The 16,377-nt window shown below is 64.6% G+C and carries 15 protein-coding genes; 6 read left to right on the top strand and 9 right to left on the bottom strand.

The genetic code is table 11. From position 1 onward, the window contains the following. Positions 1-250: 250 nt before the first annotated feature. From ACVIJ6_RS33330 to ACVIJ6_RS33310, 5 genes are all read left to right on the top strand, one after another. Positions 251-2,149: a potassium transporter Kup gene (locus ACVIJ6_RS33330; RefSeq protein WP_456776191.1), complete on the top strand. Its 1,899-nt coding sequence runs from the start codon at positions 251-253 to the stop codon at positions 2,147-2,149. A 149-nt stretch (positions 2,150-2,298) separates the two neighbouring features. After that, on the top strand, positions 2,299-4,221 hold the full coding sequence (locus ACVIJ6_RS33325; protein ID WP_456776190.1) for a potassium transporter Kup: 1,923 nt from the start codon (positions 2,299-2,301) through the stop codon (positions 4,219-4,221). Between the two features lie 107 nt (positions 4,222-4,328). Then, on the top strand, positions 4,329-4,652 hold the full coding sequence (locus ACVIJ6_RS33320) for a rhodanese-like domain-containing protein (protein WP_012043618.1): 324 nt from the start codon (positions 4,329-4,331) through the stop codon (positions 4,650-4,652). Between the two features lie 9 nt (positions 4,653-4,661). Continuing rightward, positions 4,662-5,825 (top strand): aminotransferase, encoded by a 1,164-nt coding sequence (locus ACVIJ6_RS33315; protein WP_456776189.1) that lies wholly within the window; start codon positions 4,662-4,664, stop codon positions 5,823-5,825. A gap of 68 nt (positions 5,826-5,893) precedes the next feature. Beyond that, the gene (locus ACVIJ6_RS33310) at positions 5,894-7,000 is read left to right on the top strand and encodes a polyamine ABC transporter substrate-binding protein (protein ID WP_456776188.1); all 1,107 of its coding nucleotides are present in this window, start codon (positions 5,894-5,896) and stop codon (positions 6,998-7,000) included. Positions 7,001-7,104: 104 nt separating this feature from the next. Here the strand turns inward: ACVIJ6_RS33310 and ACVIJ6_RS33305 are convergent, their stop codons facing one another. From ACVIJ6_RS33305 to ACVIJ6_RS33275, 7 genes are all read right to left on the bottom strand, one after another. Then, on the bottom strand, positions 7,105-7,482 hold the full coding sequence (locus ACVIJ6_RS33305; RefSeq protein ID WP_456776187.1) for a VOC family protein: 378 nt from the start codon (positions 7,480-7,482) through the stop codon (positions 7,105-7,107). A gap of 164 nt (positions 7,483-7,646) precedes the next feature. Further along, the gene (locus tag ACVIJ6_RS33300; protein WP_456776186.1) at positions 7,647-8,579 is read right to left on the bottom strand and encodes a lipid A biosynthesis lauroyl acyltransferase; all 933 of its coding nucleotides are present in this window, start codon (positions 8,577-8,579) and stop codon (positions 7,647-7,649) included. A gap of 16 nt (positions 8,580-8,595) precedes the next feature. After that, a complete protein-coding gene (locus ACVIJ6_RS33295; protein WP_456776185.1) occupies positions 8,596-9,870 on the bottom strand; it encodes a beta-ketoacyl-ACP synthase in 1,275 nt (424 codons plus the stop codon). Between the two features lie 37 nt (positions 9,871-9,907). Beyond that, positions 9,908-11,110: a beta-ketoacyl-ACP synthase gene (locus ACVIJ6_RS33290; protein ID WP_456776184.1), complete on the bottom strand. Its 1,203-nt coding sequence runs from the start codon at positions 11,108-11,110 to the stop codon at positions 9,908-9,910. Further along, positions 11,107-11,577 (bottom strand): 3-hydroxyacyl-ACP dehydratase FabZ family protein, encoded by a 471-nt coding sequence (locus ACVIJ6_RS33285; protein WP_456776183.1) that lies wholly within the window; start codon positions 11,575-11,577, stop codon positions 11,107-11,109. The genes ACVIJ6_RS33290 and ACVIJ6_RS33285 overlap by 4 nt, the downstream gene beginning before the upstream one ends. A 9-nt stretch (positions 11,578-11,586) precedes the next feature. Beyond that, positions 11,587-11,868 carry an acyl carrier protein gene (locus ACVIJ6_RS33280; protein WP_006609130.1) on the bottom strand — a complete coding sequence of 94 codons (282 nt, stop codon included), beginning with the start codon at positions 11,866-11,868 and terminating at the stop codon, positions 11,587-11,589. A gap of 216 nt (positions 11,869-12,084) precedes the next feature. Continuing rightward, positions 12,085-12,435: a hypothetical protein gene (locus tag ACVIJ6_RS33275; protein ID WP_456776182.1), complete on the bottom strand. Its 351-nt coding sequence runs from the start codon at positions 12,433-12,435 to the stop codon at positions 12,085-12,087. Between the two features lie 196 nt (positions 12,436-12,631). On the opposite strand from ACVIJ6_RS33275, the gene ACVIJ6_RS33270 reads away from it, so the two are divergent. Next, on the top strand, positions 12,632-13,258 hold the full coding sequence (locus ACVIJ6_RS33270) for a ParB-like protein (protein ID WP_456776181.1): 627 nt from the start codon (positions 12,632-12,634) through the stop codon (positions 13,256-13,258). Positions 13,259-13,275: 17 nt separating this feature from the next. Here the strand turns inward: ACVIJ6_RS33270 and ACVIJ6_RS33265 are convergent, their stop codons facing one another. Then, positions 13,276-13,860, bottom strand: coding sequence for a peroxidase-related enzyme (locus tag ACVIJ6_RS33265; RefSeq protein ID WP_456776180.1), 585 nt, complete (start codon positions 13,858-13,860; stop codon positions 13,276-13,278). A 295-nt stretch (positions 13,861-14,155) separates the two neighbouring features. Continuing rightward, positions 14,156-15,907, bottom strand: coding sequence for an ATP-binding protein (locus ACVIJ6_RS33260; protein WP_456776179.1), 1,752 nt, complete (start codon positions 15,905-15,907; stop codon positions 14,156-14,158). Positions 15,908-16,377: the final 470 nt, after the last annotated feature.

The raw sequence follows: 16,377 nt of genomic DNA, 5'->3' as shown, positions 1-16,377 counted from the left end.
GGAGCGGGCGTCGCTCGTCATTTCCCGCCTCCAAGCGCCATCACATCTTGATTCGCGGGCATGCCAAGCTGACATGGCGTTGGAACGACCGCCGCTGCAATTTGCCGCGACGCGGGATGAGAGATCTGTGAGCGCCGTGCTTGTTTGGTCATAGCCGAGGAATCAAGCTCTGCTACGGTGGCGACTTGATCGGCGGCGGGTCTGCGTCCAAACGCCCCGGACCAAACAGGGAAGATGCGTTCCGAGCGACATGACGGCCAGCGCAACATCGACCGAAGGACAGGAAGCGGCGAGCACATCGGGGTTCTGGGGGCTGACGCTCGGCAGCATCGGCGTCGTGTTCGGCGACATCGGCACCTCGCCCCTCTACGCGTTCCGCGAAGCCGCGCATGGCGCCGCTCACGGGGAGCCGGTGTCGCGGATGATCGTGCTCGGCGTGCTCTCGCTGATCCTGTGGTCGCTGTTCATCGTGGTGACGGCCAAATACGTGCTGCTGCTGCTGCGAGCCGACAACAACGGCGAGGGGGGGACGCTGTCGCTGATGGCGCTCGGCCAGCGCGCCCTTGGCCGGCGCAGCATGTTCCTGATGTCGCTCGGCGTCATCGGCGCGTCGATGTTCATCGGCGATTCGATGATCACGCCGGCGATCTCGGTGCTGTCGGCGGTCGAAGGCCTCAAGCTCGCAGCGCCGGCGCTCGAGCATTATGTCGTGCCGCTCACCGTGTTCATCCTGGTGGTGTTGTTCGCGGTCCAGAGCAAGGGCACGGCTCGGGTGGCGTCCGCCTTCGGTCCGGTGATGGTGCTGTGGTTCGCCAGCCTGGCTGTGATGGGTATCGTTCATATCAGTGACGATCCCTCTGTTCTGGCCGCGATCAATCCCTATTACGCGGTCCAATTCCTGCTCACGCACGGGACGATCGGACTGGTCACGCTGGGCGCGGTGTTTCTCGCGGTCACCGGCGGCGAAGCGCTGTATGCCGATCTCGGTCATTTCGGCCGCAAGCCGATCCAGTCGGCATGGCTGTTCTTCGTGCTTCCGTCACTGCTGATCAATTATTTCGGGCAGGGTGCGCTGGTCCTGTCCGATCCCGCAGCCATCGAGAACTCGTTCTACCGCATGGTGCCGGAACTGTTGCTGCTGCCGCTCATCGTGCTGGCGACAGCCGCCACGGTGATCGCGAGCCAGGCCGTGATCACCGGGGCGTATTCGCTGGTCAGCCAGGCCGTGCAGCTTGGTCTGCTGCCGCGGTTCGAGGTGCGTTACACGTCGGAGAGCCATGCCGGGCAGATCTATCTGCCGCGGGTCAACCGCCTGCTCCTGATCGGCGTGATGCTGCTGGTCCTGCTGTTCCGCACCTCCAGCAATCTCGCCTCGGCCTATGGCATCGCCGTGTCCACCACCATGGTCGCCGATGGCATCATGGGCTTCGTGGTGATCTGGAAGCTCTGGAACCTGCGCGCCGCCGTCGCCGCGGCCATCATCGTTCCCTTCGTCATTGTCGACCTGTCCTTCTTCAGTGCCAACCTGCTCAAGCTGTTCGAAGGAGCCTGGGTGCCGCTGCTGTTCGGCGCGGCCATGGCGGTCACGATCTGGACATGGCGGCGCGGCTCGGCGATTCTCGTGCTGAAGACGCGGAAGATCGAGGTCCCGCTGGATGACCTGATCGGAAGCCTGGAAAAACGGCCGCCGCATATCGTGAAAGGGACGGCGGTGTTTCTCACCAGCGATCCGACCTCGGTGCCGACGGCGCTCCTGCACAATCTCAAGCACAACAAGGTGCTGCACGAGCATAACGTGATCCTGACCATCGAGACGGCGCAGACGCCCCGGGTCGATCTGGCGGAGCGTGTGCGCATGGAGAAGATCAGCGAAAAATTCTCCAAGGTGCGGCTGCGCTTCGGCTTCATGGAATCGCCAAATGTGCCGCGGGCGCTCGCGGTGGCCCGCAAGCTCGGCTGGCAGTTCGACATCATGTCGACGTCGTTCTTCGTCTCTCGCCGCTCTTTGAAGCCGTCATCCCAATCGGGCATGCCCAGCTGGCAGGACCATCTCTTCATCGCGCTCAGCCGGTCGGCCAACGACGCCACCGACTACTTCCAAATCCCGACTGGACGGGTCGTCGAGGTCGGGACGCAGGTGACGATCTGACCGGCCCGATTGCCCGGAGGGTTGATCCATGTTATTTTGCATGGAACATATGCAATCTCCCCGGCTCATCCTTGGAGCGCTGCAGCTATAAGCCGCGCGCTCTGCGATTGTGCAGTGAAGCATTAACGAGTCCTCGAGGGGGCTACCCCATGACAGTTGACGCCGCAGCCACGCCCGCGGAAGCGCCGGCGACAAACGGGCATGGCGACGCCCATTCGACGGCCAGCTTTACCGCCTTGACATTGGGGAGCATCGGCGTCGTCTACGGCGACATCGGCACAAGTCCGCTGTACGCGCTGCGCGAGGCCGTCACTGCTGCCAGCAGCAGCGGCGAGGCGGCGCCCCATGCGGTCATGGGGGTGATCTCGCTCATCCTGTGGGCCCTGATCGTCGTCGTCACCCTCAAATATGTCGTCATCCTGCTGCGGGCCGACAATCACGGCGAGGGCGGAACGCTGGCGCTGATGGCGCTGGCGCAGCGCGGCGTCACCCGCGGCGCCAGCGTCATCGTCCTGCTCGGCATCATCTCCGGCGCGCTGTTCTATGGCGACGCGGTGATCACGCCGGCCCTGTCGGTCCTCTCGGCGATCGAAGGCACCAAGCTGGTCACAGCCGCGTTCGATCCTTACGTCGTCCCGCTGACCGTCATCATTCTGGCAGCGCTGTTCGCCGTCCAGGCGCGCGGCACGGCCAAGGTCGCAGCCTTTTTCGGCCCGATCATGCTGATCTGGTTCCTGGTCATCGGCATCGCGGCGTTCCCGCCGATCCTTCGCCATCCAGAGGTGCTGTGGGCGATCAACCCGGTGAATGCCGTGTCCTTCATGCTGCACCACGGTATCGTGGGCTTCATCACGCTCGGCGCCGTGTTCCTCGCCGTCACCGGCGCCGAGGCGCTGTATGCGGATCTCGGCCATTTCGGCAAGCGGCCGATCCAGACGGCCTGGCTGTTTGTCGTGCTGCCGTCGCTGGCGCTGAACTATCTGGGGCAGGGGGCGCTGATCATCGCCGACGCCAAGGCGCTCGAGAACCCGTTTTTTCTGATGTTCCCGGAATGGGCGCTGATCCCGATGGTCGCACTCGCCACCGTGGCGACGGTTATCGCAAGCCAGGCTGTCATCACCGGCGCCTATTCGCTGACCCGGCAGGCGATCCAGCTCGGTCTGCTGCCGCGCTTTGAGATCCGTCACACCTCCGAGGCGCATTCGGGCCAGATCTATATTCCCCGGATCAACAAGCTGCTGCTGGCTTCGGTGGTGCTCCTGGTCCTGCTGTTCAAATCGTCCAGCGCGCTGGCCTCAGCCTATGGCATCTCGGTCACCGGCACGATGGTCGTCACGGCGATGATGGGCTTTGTCGTGATCTGGAAGGTCTGGCGGTGGTCGCCGGTCGCGGCGGGAGCGCTGATCGCGCCGTTCCTGTTCCTGGACCTGACATTCCTGTCGGCGAACCTGCTGAAGGTGCTCGAAGGCGGCTGGGTGCCGCTGGCGCTGGGCGGCTTCGTGATGACGCTGATGTATACGTGGCGACGCGGCAGCCGGCTGCTGTTTGAGAAATCGCGCAAGCTCGAATTCCCGCTCGCGGACCTCGTGGCGATGCTGGAGAAGCGTCCGCCGCAGCGCGTGCCCGGCACGGCCGTGTTCCTGACCAGCGATCCCTTGAGCGCGCCGACTGCGCTGATGCACAGCCTCAAGCACTACAAGGTGCTGCACGAGAAGAACGTGATCCTGACCATCGAGACCGCGCCGACGCCGCGCATCGATCCTGCGGAGCGGGTGCGGCTGGAGCAGATCAGCCCGACCTTCTCCAAGGTCACCTTGCGCTTCGGCTTCATGGAATCGCCGAACGTGCCGCGGGCGCTCGCCATCGCGCGCAAGCTCGGCTGGCAGTTCGACATCATGTCGACCTCGTTCTTCCTGTCGCGGCGCGCGCTCAAGCCGGCGGCGCATTCCGGCATGCCGCGCTGGCAGGATCATCTGTTCATCACCATGAGCCGGTCGGCCAACGACGCTACGGATTATTTTCAGATCCCGAGCGGGCGAGTGGTCGAGGTCGGCACCCAGGTCACTATCTGAGACACGCGCGGTCCGCTGCCGAACCGCTTGATTTTCGGTGCGTCTGGGGTGAGTTTGGCGCCCGGTTGGGGGCCCTGACTGGCTCCGCTAAGGCTTGGAGGATAGGCGTGGCTGTTGTGCATGATTTGACGCCGCAGGACGTGGCCCAGGGGATTGCCGAGGGGCGAATTCTCCTGGTCGACGTCCGCGAGCCGAACGAGGTTGCTGCGGAAGCCTATCCCGACGGCATCGTTGTTCCCCTGTCGGGCTTCGACCCGAAGCTGATCCCGGATCCCCAGGGCAAGGACGTCGTGTTCGCCTGCCGCTCCGGCAAGCGCTCGGTGACCGCCTCGCTGGCCGCGCAGGCGGCTGGTCTGCCCTATGACAAGCATCTCCAGGGCGGAATGCTCGGCTGGAAGGCGGCCGGCCTGCCGATCAAGACCGGCGGCTGACACGCCATCATGATCTCGCAGAACAAGGTCTTCGCCGATCTGCCCGTCACCATTTTCGAGCAGATGTCGCAGCTCGCGCGCGACAACAACGCCATCAATCTCGGCCAGGGCTTTCCCGACGATCCCGGCCCGGAGGACATCCGCCGCGCCGCAGCCGACGCCGTCCTCAACGGCTACAACCAGTACCCGTCGATGATGGGGCTGCCCGAGCTGCGCCAGGCGATCGCGGCCCATTACAAGCATTGGCACAAGCTCGACCTCGATCCGATGAGCGAGGTCATGGTCACGTCCGGCGGCACCGAGGCGCTGACCTCGGCGATCCTGTCGGTGGTCGAGCCGGGCGACGAGGTGATCTGCTTTCAGCCGGTCTATGATTCCTACCTTCCGATCATCCGCCAGGCCGGCGGCATTCCGCGGCTGGTGCGGCTCGAGCCGCCGCATTGGCGGCTGTCCGAGGACATGCTGCGGCAGGCCTTCTCGCCGAAGACCAAGGCCGTGCTGTTCAACAACCCGCTGAACCCGGCCGCCGTGGTCTATCCGCGCGAGGACCTGGAGCTCTTGGCGCGATTCTGCCAGGAGTTTGACGCGGTCGCGATCTGCGACGAGGTCTGGGAGCACGTGGTCTTCGACGGGCGCGCGCACATCCCGCTCATCACCGTTCCCGGCATGCGCGACCGCACCATCAAGGTGGGCTCTGCGGGGAAGATCTTCTCGCTGACGGGCTGGAAGATCGGCTTCGTCTGCGCCGCGCCGCAGTTGCTGCGCGTCGCCGCCAAGGTGCATCAGTTCCTCACCTTCACGACGGCGCCGAACCTGCAGATGGCGGTGGCCTACGGGCTCGGGAAGTCCGACGACTATTTCCTCGACATGCGCGCGGAGCTCGCGCGCAGCCGTGACCGGCTCACGGCCGGGCTGGAACGGCTCGGTTTTCCCGTGCTCAAGGCGCAGGGGACCTATTTCCTCACGGTCGACCTGTCGCCGCTCGGCCTCAACGAGACCGACGAGCAGTTCTGCCGCCGCATCGTCCATGACTACAAGGTGGCGGCGATCCCGGTGTCGGCGTTCTACGAGAAGGATCCCGTGACCTCGGTCGTCAGGTTCTGCTTTGCCAAAAAGGATGCGACGCTCGATACGGCGCTGGAGCGCCTGTCCGACGCCATTCACCGACGGTAGCTGGAGCATGATCCGGGAAAGTGGGCACCGGTTTCCGCAAAGATCATGCTCAAACAAGAGATAAGCTCATGACGCGCGGCTGCATTCGTTCGGCTCTGGCGCTGGCCGTTGTGACGCTGACGCTCTCGGCGTCGGCCGGCCTTGCCGAAGAGCGCGTCGTCAACTTCTACAACTGGTCGAACTATATGGCGCCCGGCGTCCTTGACGATTTCACCAAGGAGACCGGCATCAAGGTCGTCTACGACACGTTCGACGCCAACGAGACGTTGGAAACGCGGCTACTCGCCGGCAAGTCCGGCTACGACGTCGTGGTGCCGACCGCGTACTTCCTGCAGCGCCAGATCAAGGCCAAGATCTTCCAGCCGCTCGACAAGACCAAGCTGCCCAATCTCGCCAATGCGTGGCCGGTCGTGACCGAGCGTCTCGCCACCTACGATCCCGGCAATCAATTCGCCGCCAACTACATGTGGGGCACGACCGGCATCGGCTACAACGTCAAGACGATCGAGAAGATCTTAGGGTCTGGTGCGCGGATCGACAGCTGGGACATGGTGTTCAAGCCGGAGAACCTTGCCAAGTTCAAGGATTGCGGCGTCCACATGCTGGACTCCGCCGACGACATCTTCCCGGCGGCGCTGAACTATCTCGGCCTCGATCCGAACTCGACCAAGCAGGCCGACCTGGAAAAGGCGGCCGACGTGGTCGGCAAGGTCGCGCCCTCCGTGCGCAAGTTTCATTCGTCGGAATATTTGAGCGCGCTCGCCACCGGCGAGATCTGCCTCGTCGTCGGCTGGTCCGGCGACATCATGCAGGCGCGGAGCCGCGCCGAGGAGGCCAAGAACGGCATCGAGATCGGCTACGCCATTCCGAAGGAGGGCGCGCAGATGTTCTTCGACAATCTGGCAATTCCCGCCGACGCGCAGCACGTCACGGAAGCGTATCAACTGATCAACTACCTCTACCGGCCAGATGTCGCCGCCAAGAACTCCGACTTCCTGTCTTACGCCAATGGCAATCTGGCCAGCCAGAAGCTGATCGACCCGAAGATTCTCGGCGACAAGAACATCTATCCGGACGACGCGACCCTGAAGAAACTGTTCGTCATCACCGCCCGCGAGCCGGCCACGCAGCGGATCATCAACCGTCTCTGGACGAAGGTGAAGACGGGGCGGTGAAGCCTTCGGCTGGCGTCATTCCGGGCGCCAGCGAAGCAATCCAGGGCCGAGAAAAAAGGTCTGGATTGCTTCGTCGCGTTGCAGCTCGCAATGATGGCGCAGGATTACGCCATCCGATGCATCGCGCAGAGCTTGTTGCCGTCGAGGTCGCGCAGATAAGCGAGATACAGCTTGCCCGCGGAGCCCTGGCGAATGCCGGGCGGATCTTCGCAGGTCGTGCCGCCGGCCTCGAGGCCCGCTGCATGCCAAGCGTCGGCCTGCTCGGGCGAGCTGCAGGAAAAGCCGATCGTGCCGCCATTGGCGGGCGTGGCCGGCTGGCCGTTGATCGGCTTGGACACCGAGAAGACGCCTGTCGGCGTGAAATAGAAGATGCGATGGCCGTCGACCTTGGCCGGCCTCACGCCCAGCGTGCCCAGCAGCTTGTCGTAGAAGGCCTTGGCCTTGTCCAGGTCGTTGGTGCCGATCATCACGTGCGAAAACATTCGTGCTTATCCTCCCCTTGAGCTTCCGAACCATTGTCGGATCGGGCGGCAAGGTAGCGGGCGTCGGCGGACGAGGTAAGAGTTTTCTTCAAATCGGCAAGCCCGTGGTCAATGCCTGCTGCGAGCCTGCTTCCTTGCGGTGGAATTTTCTTCGCGTGGCTAGATTAGCGCCAGCGCCGGTGTAGCCAAAGCCATTGCTCCGGATATTCGCGGATCCAGCTCTCGACGACGTTGGTGACCGCCTGCGTCGTGCCCTGGATGTCGATCTGGCCATCGGCCGTTCGCACCGGCTTCACTTCCTCCGACAATTCGGCGCGGAAGCGGTTGCCGGGTAGGCGGATGATGCGGACGCCGTGCACGGGGCATTCGACCTGGCGCAGCAGCCGCGCCAGCATCGGATTGGCGCGGGTCTTGCGGCCGAAGAACGTCACCTCGACGCCGCCGGTCAGGTACTGATCGACCAGCATCGCGACGTGCTGGCCGTTCCGGAGCGCCTCGCCGAGCCGCAGCGGAGCGTCGCGACCGGCGGGGATGAGCGTGCCCATCTTGACCTGCCGCATCTCCTGGATGATGCGGTCGGCCGCGGCGATGTTGGGCCGGCGATACAGGATCGCGGTATCGAGCTTGTGGGCGACGGCTGCGAGCGCAGGCATCTCCCAATTGGCGAGGTGGCTTGCGAAGATCAGCGCTGGCTTGCCGTCGAGCCGCAGCTGGTGGAACAACTCGTGAGTGCGCGGCGACAGCTCGATCCGGCTGCGTTCGGGATGCTCTTCGTCGAAGTCCCAGATCTTGTCGAGATGTGCGAACTCGGCGCCGATGCGGCCGAGATTGTCCCAGACGCCGGCGATGATGGTCTCGATCTCCTGAGGCGATTTCTCCGGAAAGGCCGCGGTGAGATTGTCGCGCGCGATGCGCTGCTCGCGCAGCCGCGGACCGATCGTCTGCGCGATGCGTGCAAACAGATCGGCTGTCTTCTGCGGATCGAAATAGCGCGTTGTCCTCAGCATGCCGACCGTCAGCGCGCCGACGACGGAAGCCCCGAGCGACTTCACGGCCTGGCGAATCGCGAGCTTGGTCCGGAGGGGCAGGAGACTCATCGATGCCAGCGGCCGATCAGGCCGGTTCGCGGGTCAGGATCAGCGAGGCGTTCTGGCCGCCAAACCCGAACGAGTTCGACATCACGGTGGTGACGCGCGCATCGCGTGCCTTGTTGCCGACCACGTCGAACAGGATCGCGGGATCCGGAACATCGTAATTGATGGTCGGCGGAATCCGCTGATGCTCCAGGGTGAGCAGCGAGAAGATCGCTTCCACCGCGCCGGCTGCGGAGATCGTGTGCCCGACCATCGACTTGTTGGACGAGACCGGAATCTTGCCGGTGTGCTCGCCGAACACGGCCGAGACCCCGACATATTCCATCTTGTCGTTCTCGGGCGTGGCGGTGCCGTGGGCGTTGATGTGGTCGATCTGCTCCGGCGCCATGCCGGCATCGGCCAGCGCCTTGCGGATGCAGCCGATGATCGGCTTGCCGTCCGGCGAGGAGCGGGTGCGATGGAAGGAATCGGTCAGCTCGCCGCAACCGGCAACGACGCCGAGGATCTTGGCGCCGCGCGCCACTGCCGCATCGTAGCTCTCCAGTACCAGCGCGCCGGCGCCCTCGGCCATCACGAAACCGTCGCGGTTCTTGGAGAACGGCTTGGAGGCAGCCTGTGGCGGATCGTTCTGCGTCGACAGCGCCGACAGCAGCGAGAAGCGCACCAGCCCCTCCGGATTGACCGAGCCCTCGGTGGCCGCGCACAGCGCAACATCGGTCTCGCCGCGCCGGATGGCTTCGACACCGAGCTGGATCGCGGTCGCGCCGGAGGCGCAGGCGGTCGACAGCGAGATCGGCGACCCCTTGGTGCCGAACGTATCCGACAGCGAATCCGCGACCGAGCCGAACAGGAAGCGGTGGTGATAATTCACGAACTTGCCGCCGCCGCAGACCCTCAGCAGGTCGTCATAGGTGAATTGCGTGCCGCCGACCTCGTGCGCGAGCTCCAGCCGCTGCGGCCACTCGATCTCGACCGGCGCAACCGCGAGAAACAGCGGGCCCGGGAAGTCACCCTTGGTGCCGATCCCGGATTGCGCGATCGCTTCTTCGACCGCCATGTGGCCGAGCCGTTCGGAGAGCCCTGTCGAGGTGAACGGGGCAACCGGGACGAAATCGACGGTGCCGGCCATCGTGGTCTTCAGGCCGTCGATCGGAAAGCGCGTGATGGTGCGGATGCCGGATTCGCCGGCGACCAGCTTGCTCCAGTTCTCCGCTTTGCCGGCACCCAGCGAGGTGACGATGCCCATCCCGGTCACGACCACGATGGGGCGTCCAAACTTGTCGCGTACACTCATATTGTCCCCCGTCGCGTATCCGTCGGCCGCGCCGCGCTCACTTGACTGCTTCGACCAAGGCCATGCCTTCGCCGCGGTAATGGCCGGCGCCGACCACGACGATCTGGGCCGGAGCCTGCTTCATCTCGATCTCGACGCCGGAGGAATCGCCCGGCGCAAACAACGCGCCACGCGATATCGACAGCGCCGCAAGCGCAAGGCCGAGGGCGAAATGGGCTTCCATCGTATGGCCGAAGCGGGTTCCGCTCGATCGCACGGCGAAGGCCTTGTGTTGACCGAGGAAGGCGCGCTCTTCCGAGGTCACGGGCTCGGCGCCTGTCGCGCCGGTGATGATGGCGCCGGGGGCTTCGTGGACGTCCAGCGCGGACCACAGCCGCTCCAGCGTGCCAGTCACGGCGCCGGCTTCCTTGCGGCGGGCGCGATCGGCGACCACCTTGCTGAGCCGCGCCAGCGGCTTGGCACCGCGGGCCTCGGCATGGCGCCTGGATTCCAGCACCAGGAATGCACCGGCCGATCCGAGCGCAAAGCCGGGATGCTCCTTGCGGTCCCAGACCGGCGCGAACTTGTTCTTCAGATTGTAGTCGCCGAACTCGTACAGAACGAGCAGGTCCTTGCGCTCGCCATTATGTGAGCCGCCGACCAGCGCGATGTCGCTCTGGCCGCCGGCAATGCGCGCCAGCGCGATCTTGAACGCGTCGACGCCCGCGACCTCTTCGCCCATGAAGGTGCGCGAGGTGCCGCACACCCCATGCGAGATTGCGATGTTGCCGGCGAGCAGGTTGGAGAGCTGCGCCAGGAACAGGGTGGGGCGCAAATCGCTCATCAGCCGGTCGTTGAGAAAGCCCGGCGTGCAATTGCCCTGCGCTTCGGCGTTGAGGATGTTGGTGTCGACCGAGATGTCGCGCTCGCCGCCACCGGCGGCAACGATCATGTCCATCCGGGACAGGATCTCCTTGTTGCCTTTGAGGCCGGCGGAATCCAGCGCCAGCCCGGCGGCATAGGTGCCGATGCGCTGCCACGCCTCCATCTGGCGCTGTTCCTTCTTGGGGATCTGCGCTTCCAGATTCACCTTGGCCCAGGGATGCACGATGTAGGGCGCGAAGCCCTGCTCGTCGACATTGATCTGGCCGGAGTTGAGCGCGTCCCAGTTCGCATCGAGGCCCTCGCCGAGCGAGGTCGCAAGCCCGATACCGGTGATCCAGACTTCGACGGGCTCGGCGGTCACGGCTGTCTCATTCATCGCTGCAGGACCTGTTGCGGAAAGCCGACGCGCTGGGCGACGGCGTCCATGTGTCCGCGCAATTCCGGGTTGGGGAAGGGGACATGGCTAAACGTGATTGTCGCGTTGGAGCGAAGCTTGCCGTCGACCTTCACGCGGGCTTCGGTGATGGCATAGCCGGAGCCCTCATGCAGCACATTGGCCTCGACGGTCAGCACCTCGCCCGGCGAGACGAAGCCCCGCATCTTGGCCTCCTTGACGGCAGCCAGGAACGGCATTCGCTCGAACTTCATAAGTGCGAGCAGCAGCCATCCCGATGTCTGCGCCATGGATTCGATCAACAGAACGCCGGGCATGATGGGGTAGCCCGGAAAATGTCCTTCGAAGATCGTGCTCTCGGTGGGAACCTGGGCTTCGACGGTGATGGTCTTCTCGTCCAGTCGGAGGTCGAGAATGCGGTCGATCAGCTGGAAGTACTCGATCTGCATGGCGGGCGCTCACGCGCCCTTGGCGGCGACCAGCTCGTCGATGCGGGCGCACAGGTTCTTCAGCACGAAATACTGTTCGGTACTGGCTTTGCCGTCGTTCACTTCCTGCGTCCACTTCTCGAGCGGCAGCTTGATCCCGAAGGCCTTGTCGATCGCGAACGCGATGTCGAGGAAATCGAGGCTGTCGATGCCCAGATCGTCGATGGCGTGGCTATCCGGCGTGATCGTGTCGCGCGGGATGTCGCAGGTTTCAGCGATGATCGTGGCGACCTGATCGAATGTTGAGGACATCACTAAGCCTTTGATATTTTTGAGCTAATCCGGAGAAGAGCAACGAGAGGACACCGCCCCCGGGGCGTCTGATGCGAGCCCTTTTACCCCCGTCGCCCAGGAGTCGTGTGCCCGTATATCGGAGCGAGGCGGTGAGTTCAATGGAGCCGGGCCGCTCGGTTGTGGCGGGATTGTGATGCCCTGTCTGGCCGCGGCACCGCCGCCTGGATCAGCGGCTCACGGGGTGTAGGTCTCCGTGATGATGCGAGCGCAGTCGCGCCGTCCTGTCAGCAGGCAGTCCTGGGTCTTGCGCAGATCCGCAATGCTCATGGCCAGCCAGATGCCGATCGCGGTCAGCGCGATGGTAAAGGCGATCGCAGCGATATTGGCCAGGATGCGGTGACGGAAATCGTCGGGCTGCTCGCGCGGCTGCTCATAGCGGGAGAGATCGAGCTGGACCGGCTCGCGCCGATGCAGCGGAACCGGCGGTCCGCCGCCCTCGACCACGCGCCGCGCCGGGCCGCCGCGTGGCCGGAATGGCACCACGCGATGCTCTTCCTCCGCTGCGATGGGGCGCTGGGTCTTCATGCCTCGACTCCGATGTGCTTTCTTAGCATGCAGGCCCAGCCTCTCACAAAGAAACTTTGCCGGGGTTGAGCTGCATCAGACGGGCCTATCGCCCCGGGGATGTGTCGTGTCCGCCCGGTTTGGTGTAACGGTGGAACCCACGCGCCGACGGTGCCGATCCGGCCGGAGTGTCCGCGAAATCCATTGGAGCTCACGCATGGCCAATACCCGCGAGCCGCTGCTGCATCCCGTGCCGATCCTGTCGTTGCGCCCGACGCAGATGACGGTCGGCATGCGCGAGGTGAAGGATAAGCGGGAGCGCTGGCGCGAGCACAAGTCCCAGAAGAAGCAGGCCGAGCTGCTCGGCAAGCACATGATCCCCGTCGTGCTCGGTCCGGACAAGCGGCACTATGTCGTCGACCATCATCATCTGGCGCGCGCGCTGCACGACGAGGGCGTGACGGATGTCCTCGTCAGCGTGATCGGCGATCTGTCGATGGTCGATCGCGACGGCTTCTGGAACGTGATGGACAACAAGCGCTGGGTGTATCCTTACGACGCCAAGGGCGAGCGGCGGCATTTCAAGGATCTGCCGAAGACGGTGGCGGATCTGAAGGACGATCCGTTCCGCAGCCTCGCAGGCGAGCTGCGCCGCGCCGGTGGCTTTGCCAAGGACACGACACCGTTCAGCGAGTTTCTGTGGGCGGACTTCCTGCGCCGCAGGGTCAAGCGCAAGACGGTGGAGAGCCATTTCGCGGCGGCCATGGAGCATGCGCTGGCGCTCGCCAAGAGCCATGATGCCGTCTATCTGCCCGGCTGGTGCGGCCCGGCATCGGACGACTGATCGGCTTGATTGTCGGCCTACTTCGCCTTCGGCAACCGGCCCATCAGATAGAACTCGTGATTGGGACGCATGCCCGTGACATTGGCCATCCGGTTCGACAACGCGAAGAAGGCGACGATCGCCGTGATGTCCCAGATATCGTCGTCGGTGAAGCCGTGGCTCGCCAGGGTCTTGAAATCGGCGTCGCCCACAGCCTGGGCCTCAAGCGCGACCTTCATCGCGAAATCGAGCATCGCGCGCTGCCGCGGCGTGATGTCGGCCTTGCGGTAGTTGATCGCGATCTGATCGGCGATCAGGGGATTCTTGGCGCGGATGCGCAGGATCGCGCCGTGGGCGATGACGCAATATTGGCACTGATTGGCGCTCGAGGTGGCCACCACGATCATTTCGCGCTCGGCCTTGGTCAGGCCGCCGTCCTTCTCCATCAGAGCGTCGTGATAGGCGAAGAAGGCGCGGAACTCGTCCGGCCGGTGCGCGAGCGTCAGGAAGACGTTCGGCACGAAGCCGCTCTTCTCCTGCACCGCCAGCAGGCGGGTGCGGATGTCGTCGGGCAGCGCATCGATCGCGGGGACGGGGAAGCGGCTGATGGCGGGCTGCGTCATGGCAACGGGTCCAGATTGGCGTTCGGGCGGCGAACCATAATCCATGACGGCGCAGGCGCAATGGGCCGCCGCCTCAGTTCATCACCTCGACCGTCGCCGAGCGTCCCGCCACCCGATCGAAGCAGGCGCGATCTGGACGGTGTCGACGCGGACGCGGCCGTCGCGGGCCCAACGCGCCTTGATCTCGTCGTCCCACAGGAACGGGCCGACCGCGACGATGCGTGCCAGTGCGGCTGGACAATCGCGGACACCTCTCACGAGAGGCCCGGCAGGGTTCCGGGCAGGCGGCCGCAGCTTATCGCAGCGGCTTCTTCAGCAGGGAGAAGCGGTCGGGGTCGAGCCCCATGGACGGCTGCAGCATCGGGGCATCGAGCGAGGTGGCGAGACCGCCGCGATCGCCGCTGCTGATCGTTCCGCCGTCGCCGGCCGCATCACGGCTCGACGTGGCGCCGCGCCAACGTTCCAGCACGGCCGCGACGAAATGCATGTCATGGCCGGCATTGACGGAGCGCACGGTGGCGATCGTCGCCTCGCTGCGCGGCAATTGATGCGGCGGCACTTCCTTGAAGCGCAGTCGCGTCGGCAGGGCCACGCCTTCGCCGAACGCCAGCACCTCGCGGGTGCCGAGCGAGGGCACGAAGGACAGCAGATTGGCGGCGGCATCCGACACCGCGGAGCGCAGCAGCGACTGGTCGCGCTCGTTGGCGAGGCGCATCGTGAACAGCGTGTTGCACTGGGAGATGATGGTCGCGTCGAGTTCGGCCGGGCGCTGGGTGATCAGGCCGAGATAGACGCCGTATTTGCGGCCTTCCTTGGCGATGCGCGAGATCGCCTTGCGAGTCGGGCCGAACCCGATCGAGCGGTCGGCGGAGGCATAGCGATGCGCCTCCTCGCAGACGAACAGCAGCGGCGAGACGCCGTCGCTCCAAAGGCCGAAATCGAACGCCATGCGGCACACCACCGAGACGACGGAATCGACCACCTCGGCCGGGAAGCCGGCGAGCTGCATCACCGTCATCGGCCGGCCGTTCGCCGGCAGACGGAACAGATGGCTGATGACCTCGGCCATGGTGTCGCCGCCGACATTGGCGTTGTCGAACATGAAGGCGTAGCGCGGGTCGTTGCGCACGGTCTCGATGCGCGAGATCAGCTTATGATAGATGATGCGCGAGGAGCGGTTCTCCAGCTTGCCCATGCGCTCGTCGATCAGGCTGATCAGGTCGACGAGGCGATAGGGGACCGGCGTATCGACGGTGTAGCCGACGGTCTTGGGATCGATCCGCTTCAACCCGATGCGGTCCGTATTCTGGTACTGGGTGTAGATGCCCTTCGCCAGCGGGATCACCTCGGCGAGGATATCGAGCTCCTCCGGCACCCCAGGGCGGCCGCCGAACAGGACGTCGACGATCTCCTCAAAATTGAACAGCCAGAACGGCAGTTTCAGATTGCGCGGGTTCAGCACCAGCGCACGTTCGCCGAAGCAGCGGCCATATTCGTTATGGACGTCGAGCAGGAAGATGCGCAGGTTCGGCCGGGCTTTGAGGATCTCGTTGAGCAACAGCGACACGCCGGTCGATTTGCCGACGCCGGTCGATCCGAGCACGGCGAAATGCTTCGACAGCATTTCCTCGACATTGACGCAGGCGCGCACGCTGGTGTCCTGCTGCAGGGCGCCGATGTCGATATGGTCGCCCGCCGTCGGCGTGTAGATCGTGCGCAGCTCCTGGCTGGTGATCATGTCGACGGCGTCCCCGATGGTCGGATAATGGGTGACGCCGCGCTGGAATTTCGGCCGCTCGGCGGGGCCGAGGATCTCGCCGAGCAGGTCCACCGAGGCGGTCGCGACGTAGTCGTGGGCCTGCGACAGGTCTTCACTGGTGACCTCGGTGATGATCGCGATGATCGTGGCGCTCGGGCAGCGGATGCTGATGAAGCGGCCGACTGTCGCGCGGATCTCGGAAACGGTCATCTGCTGGGTCGACAGAATGCCGACGCGGGCCTGGGAGCCTCGCACCGAGATTACGCGTCCGAAGGATGTCACGGTCATGAAACCTGTGGTGATTGGTTGAGCCGACACCTTCACCGCTGGAACTGGAAAATCTGTTAAGCGATCCACAATTCGCGCGCCATTCGGCCATGATCGGGGCGCCGGAAGGGCCGCCGCAGGGCTGCCAGACAGCTCCATTTTCGTTACTTAACGTCTTGGCGCGCAAAGCTTTCTTCTGCCTGCTTTAAAGCAGGATGTGAGCTGCGCCGGTTTACGATGCATTCACCATCTTGCCCGCTCTTGACGGGCGCGGACCGCTTGGAACCGGTGCGCCGATGGCGGCCTGTGTCATGCCAAGAGATCCGTCCAGCGCCCCTCCACCCCCTGCCGTTTGAAGATTGTCGAGACATCCGAGAGCGGGCCCATTTGATCGTGATCAATCTAAACCGCTGAGAGCTTCGGTATATGTTTCCCGTCAAGCGCGAGGGAGCGGATGCCGGCCGATCTCGTCAAGCGCGACGGTCGCGCCC

The organism is Bradyrhizobium sp. USDA 4369, assembly GCF_054056435.1.
This window is presented reverse-complemented; position numbering and strand designations above follow the sequence as displayed.

Excerpts from the sequence above, each read along its gene's own strand:
- ACVIJ6_RS33325 (WP_456776190.1), top strand. The coding sequence starts at position 2,299 with ATGACAGTTGACGCCGCAGCCACGCCCGCGGAAGCGCCGGCGACAAAC.
- ACVIJ6_RS33300 (WP_456776186.1), bottom strand. The coding sequence starts at position 8,579 with ATGAGTCTCCTGCCCCTCCGGACCAAGCTCGCGATTCGCCAGGCCGTG.
- ACVIJ6_RS33280 (WP_006609130.1), bottom strand. The coding sequence starts at position 11,868 with ATGTCCTCAACATTCGATCAGGTCGCCACGATCATCGCTGAAACCTGC.
- ACVIJ6_RS33330 (WP_456776191.1), top strand. The coding sequence starts at position 251 with ATGACGGCCAGCGCAACATCGACCGAAGGACAGGAAGCGGCGAGCACA.
- ACVIJ6_RS33285 (WP_456776183.1), bottom strand. The coding sequence starts at position 11,577 with ATGCAGATCGAGTACTTCCAGCTGATCGACCGCATTCTCGACCTCCGA.
- ACVIJ6_RS33270 (WP_456776181.1), top strand. The coding sequence starts at position 12,632 with ATGGCCAATACCCGCGAGCCGCTGCTGCATCCCGTGCCGATCCTGTCG.
- ACVIJ6_RS33310 (WP_456776188.1), top strand. The coding sequence starts at position 5,894 with ATGACGCGCGGCTGCATTCGTTCGGCTCTGGCGCTGGCCGTTGTGACG.
- ACVIJ6_RS33315 (WP_456776189.1), top strand. The coding sequence starts at position 4,662 with ATGATCTCGCAGAACAAGGTCTTCGCCGATCTGCCCGTCACCATTTTC.
- ACVIJ6_RS33260 (WP_456776179.1), bottom strand. The coding sequence starts at position 15,907 with ATGACCGTGACATCCTTCGGACGCGTAATCTCGGTGCGAGGCTCCCAG.
- ACVIJ6_RS33275 (WP_456776182.1), bottom strand. The coding sequence starts at position 12,435 with ATGAAGACCCAGCGCCCCATCGCAGCGGAGGAAGAGCATCGCGTGGTG.
- ACVIJ6_RS33265 (WP_456776180.1), bottom strand. The coding sequence starts at position 13,860 with ATGACGCAGCCCGCCATCAGCCGCTTCCCCGTCCCCGCGATCGATGCG.
- ACVIJ6_RS33305 (WP_456776187.1), bottom strand. The coding sequence starts at position 7,482 with ATGTTTTCGCACGTGATGATCGGCACCAACGACCTGGACAAGGCCAAG.
- ACVIJ6_RS33290 (WP_456776184.1), bottom strand. The coding sequence starts at position 11,110 with ATGAATGAGACAGCCGTGACCGCCGAGCCCGTCGAAGTCTGGATCACC.
- ACVIJ6_RS33295 (WP_456776185.1), bottom strand. The coding sequence starts at position 9,870 with ATGAGTGTACGCGACAAGTTTGGACGCCCCATCGTGGTCGTGACCGGG.